We start from the raw sequence: 6642 nt of genomic DNA on the forward strand, positions 1-6642 counted from the left end.
CGCACTTCGTGGATTTACGCCTTTAGCTTATTCTGTTAAAATAAACTTATTATTTTTGCTTAATGGTGATAATATGACGACATTGGAGCAACAAATTGCGGAAACTGAAGCAAAACTTTCTCGTTTAAAGGATAAAGCTAAAAAACAGGATACTGCTCAAAAGGTGGTACTTGGTGGTATGATGTTAGGCTATGCTCGAAAGAATCCAACCAATGCAAAACGCTTGCTTGAAATTATTCATAGTGAATTAAGAGAGCAAGACCTAAAACGTGTACAAGGAGCGGTTAGTGAATTGCAAATGATTGTAGGCAATGATGAATTAGCTAAGGCTTAAGGTTGTATTATGCCAATTCTTCAACTGTTTGGAATGCTATTTGAGTGGCATGATGATAAATTTGAATTAGTTCATAAGAAACGTGGCATTACTTTGGAAGAAGTAGCAAGCGTATTTTGTGATGATAATTTTCTTGAAAAAGCTGATTTTGGCGATTATGATGAACCAAGAACGCTTACTATTGGCATGAGTAATCAAGCTAGATTGTTGGTTGTTGCTTGGACACAAAGAGAGAATACTATCCGTATTATCACGGCATTTTTTCCGACTAAGCACCAAGAAAAGGAGTATGTAAATGCAAGATACTGATTTAGAATATGAGCGCTATAAAGATTTTGATTTTAGCGGTGCAACTCGTACAAAAAATCCTAAAATCTTAGAAATGCAAGCAAGAAAAAAAGCCCATGATGATTTGGTGAGTTTTTTTGATAGTGATGTTCAAGAAGTGATTAAACAGCATAACACTCCACAAGATAGAATGCGTGTTAATCAGATGATTAGACTACTGTTTGCTACAGCCTAAACAATACTCAAATAACAAAAAGCCCAGTTCTTGAAGAATTGGGCTTTTTGTAGTATATTTAGTAAACCGCATTTCAGTACTACTCCCACGGGGATAATATATCCCAAAAGGTGGGGAAGTGTGCTGATAATGATAAAATAAAAATCCCCTTTTTGGTGAACCACTTCTGGCAGTTAGTGTTGGAGCAGTTGTACCAAAAAGGGATTTTTAACCTATGATACCGTTCTGATGACAATAGATTAGAATTTGCGTTGAACAAGACAACCCGACAATTTAGACGCGCTGTATGCCATCACGCACGAAGCCACCGAGCAACTCAATGAATTGCAAGATGAATTTGATGAAAATGACAGCGAAATTGAAACAGTTGCGCGTGATTGTTTTGGCGAAACCATGGAATTTATTGCCCAAGCTTATGGTTTTGATGACGCAGATGGTGAAGAATTGATTGCCCCGCGTGATTGGTAAAATTATTTTTCAGGCTGCCTGAAAAGAAATTTATTTAGTAAAATCAAAGGATAATTTATGTTGAATAAGTTAAAAATCGGCACATTATTATTGCTGACATTAACATTAACGGCTTGTTCGCCCAATTCTGTTCATTCGGTAACGTCTAATCCGCAGCCTGCTAGTGCGCCTGTGCAACAATCAGCCACACAAGCCACCTTTCAACAGACTTTGGCGAATTTGGAACAGCAGTATCAAGCCCGAATTGGCGTTTATGTATGGGATACAGAAACGGGACATTCTTTGTCTTATCGTGCAGATGAACGCTTTGCTTATGCGTCCACTTTCAAGGCGTTGTTGGCTGGGGCGGTGTTGCAATCGCTGCCTGAAAAAGATTTAAATCGTACCATTTCATATAGCCAAAAAGATTTGGTTAGTTATTCTCCCGAAACCCAAAAATACGTTGGCAAAGGCATGACGATTGCCCAATTATGTGAAGCAGCCGTGCGGTTTAGCGACAACAGCGCGACCAATTTGCTGCTCAAAGAATTGGGTGGCGTGGAACAATATCAACGTATTTTGCGACAATTAGGCGATAACGTAACCCATACCAATCGGCTAGAACCCGATTTAAATCAAGCCAAACCCAACGATATTCGTGATACGAGTACACCCAAACAAATGGCGATGAATTTAAATGCGTATTTATTGGGCAACACATTAACCGAATCGCAAAAAACGATTTTGTGGAATTGGTTGGACAATAACGCAACAGGCAATCCATTGATTCGCGCTGCTACGCCAACATCGTGGAAAGTGTACGATAAAAGCGGGGCGGGTAAATATGGTGTACGCAATGATATTGCGGTGGTTCGCATACCAAATCGCAAACCGATTGTGATGGCAATCATGAGTACGCAATTTACCGAAGAAGCCAAATTCAACAATAAATTAGTAGAAGATGCAGCAAAGCAAGTATTTCATACTTTACAGCTCAACTAACAAATTCATTTTGTTAGAAAAAGTGAAAATTTAGGGCTGAAAAAGCCGTTGAAACTTGCTTTCAATGGCTTTTTTAGTCTAACAACCGCAGGGCGTTAGCAGAAAGGTGCACGAAATTTCATAAAATTACACGGTAAGAAAGTGTATGGATTTTCACAAAGGTGTACAGATTTTAATAAAATACACCTTAAAGCCTTTAATACCAATGCATTGCAAAAGAAAAAGGGATCGAACTTTTGACATTCGATCCCTTTTCCTATAATCTGTTCAATGTGCGTTCTTTGCTATGATCCAGACCTAAGCAATCTAATCATAGCAAAGGGTGGGGCGTTGTTCAAGTAGTTAAATCGAAAACAGTGCTGGCGTCCACCTAAAATACCATTCAACAAGCACCCGAAAGGGATAGAACTCAAACGCACCCCTTAAATCAAACAGTCTTCAGCTCGGACTTCGGAAGAATAAACAGGCGTAGAAGTGATAACGTACCTAGAACGAAATCTAGGCTCTGTCTCCGTTTCGTGGCACGGTCTTTAAGTAGTACAGCCCACACCTGATAAGCGAGATTTAAGGTTACAGCGGAATTGATTGTAAGGTCTGCAATTCCCACCCTGATAAACGCCACAACGTTTTATTGTTGCCCCATTCACGCAACATTTGAGAACCGAATAGAAATCTTTTAGTAAAAAGCGTTCTTTTTTTGGGTCAGTAGTTAATGTGGACGGTTTAACGGTTTTTCCCCTGCGGGTCGTATTGAAAAGCCATTGAAAAGCTGATGGATAACTCTGCGAGTTACCCACGAGCTTTCCAACAGCTTTCCAACACTAAAAACCTACCGCCCACAATAACCACTTCCCTAATAATAAAATTTTTTTATTTTTATTTTGGTTCAAAGGCTCACGATGTTCGCCTAATAAAACGAAGTCGCCTATCGGCTCCGCTGATTTTTATATATCACTCTCGGGGCTTTTGGTGTACTATTGTCTTTTGTAATAGCAAGGACACAAAAAGGGTACTCTTCGAGTTTCCTTTTTGACCTTGCAAAAGGGCTTTGCCCCCTTGACCCCCGACCGCTTTCAGCGGTCAAAATAGAAGAACGGACACCATTATGAAACGTGAGAAAGAGATAAAAATCAGGCTCACCGAAAACGAGTATCAAGCCTTGTTAGAGAGAAAAACGAAAGCAAGGCTTGCGGAGTGGGTTCGGGAAGTTGCCCTGGAACAGCAACCTAAGCGACAGCCGAAAGTAATCGACCCTGCGTTACTGTTCGAGCTGAACCGCATAGGCGTAAACCTGAACCAAATCGCCCGACAATGCAACAGTCAAAAGCCGAGCATTGACCTTGTTAGCGTGTTGGCAACCTTGCGAGAAATTGAAAAAAATCTCAAAAAATTGCGAGAATTGAGCCTATGATCGTTAAATTTTTTAAGAAACACGGTAAGGGAAAAGCTAGTAGTTGCAAGGCTTGCGTGGACTATTTACTAAATAAGCCTGACGACACCGCCCAAATCCTGCAGGGCGATCTCCGACTATCACAAAGTATTGCTGATAGTCTTGATTTTAATAACACTTACACCGCAGGTTGCTTGTCTTTTGAAGAAAGCGACCTACCCGAAATACAAAAGCGTGAGATTATGGCACGCTTTGAAAAGGCAATGTTTGCAGGGCTTGAGCCTGAACAATATAACATTGCGTGGGTACAACACACCGACAAAGGCAGGCTTGAGCTGAATTTCGTTATCCCAAACGTAGAGATGACAAGCGGAAAACGCCTACAACCCTACTACGACAGGGCAGACCGCCCACTTGCTGAAAACTTCAAGCAGGTAATCAACCACGAATACAGCCTAAGCGACCCAAACAACCCTATAAAGCAAAAAAACCTGATTGACCGCAAAGACCTACCAACCGATAAAAAACAGGCTTTACAGGCGATTACGGACGGTTTAACAGCTTTAGCGAACGCAGGGCAGATAAACGACCGACAGGACGTTATAAATGCCCTAGAACGTGCAGGTTTTGAAATTGCACGCATTACGCCAAAAAACCTATCAATCAAGACTGACGGACAGAATTTAAGATTAAAAGGGGCTTTCTATGAGCAAGATTTTAGATTTAGCACAGACCTTTCAGCAGACATCACAGAAAGAGCTAGAGAGTACAAGCGAGATAGTGCAGAACGCTATCAAACGGCACGAGCAAAACTTGATACAGCAGTTACAGCACGCAGGGAACAATTTAGCCGAAAATATCCAAATCGAGCAGGCGAAATTGATAAAAAATACCGTGAGAATGTATCGCTTGCCGACCCTAATCGCCTTGACGATATTAACCTTGATAGCCATAACCGCAGGCGTTTTGACGTGGCAGGCGAAGAACGCCTATCAAGAGATGACCGAATGGCAAAGCTCAGCCGAGATAGCCAAAGAGCAGAGTGGGGGGATCAAGCTATCAACTTGCAAAACGGAGAAAGGGATAAAGCCTTGTGTAGCAGTGGACAAGGATTTTATCAACTCAACGTGGGGCGAGAATTTGAAAATAATCGAAGTTCACGAAACCAAGAAACAGGGGAAAAAATAAATGGCGACCGAATTAGAACTACTTTACGAGAAAACCTTGAAAACCTTGCTAGAACAGCAAGAAATCGAGCGAGTGAAATTATCGAAAGAATTAGAGAGTTTGCGAGCCGAAAACGCCTTGATCATTCAACAATACAACGAAATCAGCAAGCAATTAACGACATTACAGAGTTTAATAAACAGCTTGAAACGGTAATATCTCAACGCAAAAGACAAAGCAGGGGTATAAGCAGATAACACAAGGGGGAGAATTATGGCAACACTTATGGAAAAAGACAGTTTAATAAATGGTATTTCTCAAACACTCGGCTTAATCGTGGCTCAAACAGGTGGTAGAAACGAAGATAGCGAGTTATTAGCAGGCTTGCGTAACAAGCTATACGCTCTTAAACCAGAAGAAATTGACTACGAAGAACTTTCTAAGTTAGTGAGAGAAAAATTTAATAAATATAAATTTTAGGGGGATTTATGCAAGATGATGAAAAATTAACACCTGAAATTTTAGCTAGACGGGAATTTCATATAAAAAACGCCTTAGCCAGTTTTGCATTAGAAGGGGAATATCCATCTAAAGAATGTAAAGTATTACTGAAAAAATATGTTTCTGGAGAAATTAAAACTCTAGACGAATTAAGAATAAGATTATTTGAAAAGTAGATAACTTGAAAAATCAGGGGATAGGGCATACAATGGGAAAGGTCGGGAACAGGTTGCTACCCTATTCCCTTCCTAGCCGTTAGGCTAATTTATTTAAAACGATGATAAGTACATCAAGCATAGCTAGTACTTTTGTACTTACCGCCCACGCTAACAGTGTTAGCAAGATGATCAGAGTAATAATTTCTGATGTTTTCACATAAATCACCCCCTTAGCACTATAAGGCTAAGCGACTAGGCTCACACTATGAACGGTAGTGCGAGCCGCCGCCATAGTGCGAAAGTGATTTTAACACATAACCGCCTAACAAGGCGGTTTTGTTTTATTCGGGGCTAAATTGCTAGACTTTTGCGCTTAAATTCGCCAAAATCTGTTTTTTTTGTTCTACAAACAAATTATCCGAATTTCCGCGCAATGTACGTTTCAGGCTGCCTTTCGGTACACGACAAAATAACAATGTCGTCATTCCCGCGAAGGCGCACTACTGTCCAAAATAAATTCGCCTAGGCTGATGCCATCTCGTTTTCCAATCAATTTTAGTTGCTCGTTCAAATAAAGCACTACCAAGCCAAACAAAAAAGTGATGCAAAGAACAGCTAACCTGACATTTGGCATAATAAAGTCGCAAGAGTAGGTAAGCAATTAAAGCACATAAAAGCTGTATCCTGACTGCATTTTCACTTTTGCCCAAGAAGTGTTTCACTTCTAAATGCTGTTTTATCCACTTAAACCACAACTCAATATTCCAACGACTTCGGTATTGTGTTGCAATATCAATGGCTTTTGCATCCAAATTGTTTGTAAAAAGTACCAGTGCATCTTGATGGTTTTCTCGTACAACCATAATGCGCCGTAACGGCTCAACATACTGATTCTTCCGTGATTTCTTTTGATGATGATTCACAAATTGAACCACTTCATCCTGTAAAATCACTTGCTTATCAATATCTTCTATCTCATTACTTTTAATCACTTTTACCGCTGCATTGCTTTTGGCTCGAGTAACAAAAAAAGCTTGATGTTGATGAATTGCCCACCACCAGTTGTAATCACAATACCCTTTGTCAAATACATAAGTTTGACCTGCCTGAATATCAACCA

The 6642-nt window shown here is 40.2% G+C and carries 10 protein-coding genes and 2 pseudogenes; 10 read left to right on the top strand and 2 right to left on the bottom strand.

Going from position 1 to position 6642, the window contains the following annotated elements; translation table 11 throughout:
• The 10 genes and pseudogenes from ACEYJ7_RS04425 to ACEYJ7_RS04470 all read left to right on the top strand — a co-directional run.
• The coding region (locus ACEYJ7_RS04425) for a hypothetical protein (protein ID WP_373777858.1) at positions 1-334 on the top strand (334 nt) is incomplete at its 5' end.
• Positions 335-343: 9 nt separating this feature from the next.
• Positions 344-643 (top strand): BrnT family toxin, encoded by a 300-nt coding sequence (locus ACEYJ7_RS04430; RefSeq protein ID WP_373777860.1) that lies wholly within the window; start codon positions 344-346, stop codon positions 641-643.
• Entirely contained in the window at positions 630-857 is a 228-nt protein-coding gene (locus ACEYJ7_RS04435) for a hypothetical protein (protein ID WP_373777862.1), read from the top strand. The genes ACEYJ7_RS04430 and ACEYJ7_RS04435 overlap by 14 nt, the downstream gene beginning before the upstream one ends.
• Before the next feature lie 270 nt (positions 858-1127).
• A pseudogene (locus ACEYJ7_RS04440) lies at positions 1128-1325 on the top strand (DUF5713 family protein); the annotation flags it as partial.
• Between the two features lie 57 nt (positions 1326-1382).
• Positions 1383-2306 carry an ROB family class A beta-lactamase gene (gene blaROB / locus ACEYJ7_RS04445; protein WP_373777863.1) on the top strand — a complete coding sequence of 308 codons (924 nt, stop codon included), beginning with the start codon at positions 1383-1385 and terminating at the stop codon, positions 2304-2306.
• A 1105-nt stretch (positions 2307-3411) separates the two neighbouring features.
• Entirely contained in the window at positions 3412-3717 is a 306-nt protein-coding gene (locus ACEYJ7_RS04450; RefSeq protein ID WP_005618548.1) for a plasmid mobilization relaxosome protein MobC, read from the top strand.
• A pseudogene (locus ACEYJ7_RS04455) lies at positions 3714-4085 on the top strand (relaxase/mobilization nuclease domain-containing protein); the annotation flags it as partial. The gene ACEYJ7_RS04450 and the pseudogene ACEYJ7_RS04455, both read left to right, overlap by 4 nt.
• A 316-nt stretch (positions 4086-4401) precedes the next feature.
• Positions 4402-4884 carry an MbeB family mobilization protein gene (locus tag ACEYJ7_RS04460; protein WP_239638533.1) on the top strand — a complete coding sequence of 161 codons (483 nt, stop codon included), beginning with the start codon at positions 4402-4404 and terminating at the stop codon, positions 4882-4884.
• A 252-nt stretch (positions 4885-5136) separates the two neighbouring features.
• Positions 5137-5343, top strand: coding sequence for a hypothetical protein (locus ACEYJ7_RS04465; RefSeq protein WP_005618528.1), 207 nt, complete (start codon positions 5137-5139; stop codon positions 5341-5343).
• An 8-nt stretch (positions 5344-5351) separates the two neighbouring features.
• Entirely contained in the window at positions 5352-5540 is a 189-nt protein-coding gene (locus ACEYJ7_RS04470) for an antitoxin VbhA family protein (RefSeq protein ID WP_373777864.1), read from the top strand.
• Positions 5541-5881: 341 nt separating this feature from the next.
• Here the strand turns inward: ACEYJ7_RS04470 and ACEYJ7_RS04475 are convergent, their stop codons facing one another.
• Both ACEYJ7_RS04475 and ACEYJ7_RS04480 read right to left on the bottom strand, forming a co-directional pair.
• Positions 5882-6007 carry a hypothetical protein gene (locus ACEYJ7_RS04475; protein ID WP_373777866.1) on the bottom strand — a complete coding sequence of 42 codons (126 nt, stop codon included), beginning with the start codon at positions 6005-6007 and terminating at the stop codon, positions 5882-5884.
• A gap of 15 nt (positions 6008-6022) precedes the next feature.
• Positions 6023-6642 (bottom strand): IS4 family transposase (locus ACEYJ7_RS04480; RefSeq protein WP_373777868.1); only part of this gene is annotated, 620 nt, incomplete at its 5' end.

Origin of the sequence: Glaesserella sp., from assembly GCF_041814905.1 — a bacterium.
Lineage (GTDB): Bacteria > Pseudomonadota > Gammaproteobacteria > Enterobacterales > Pasteurellaceae > Glaesserella.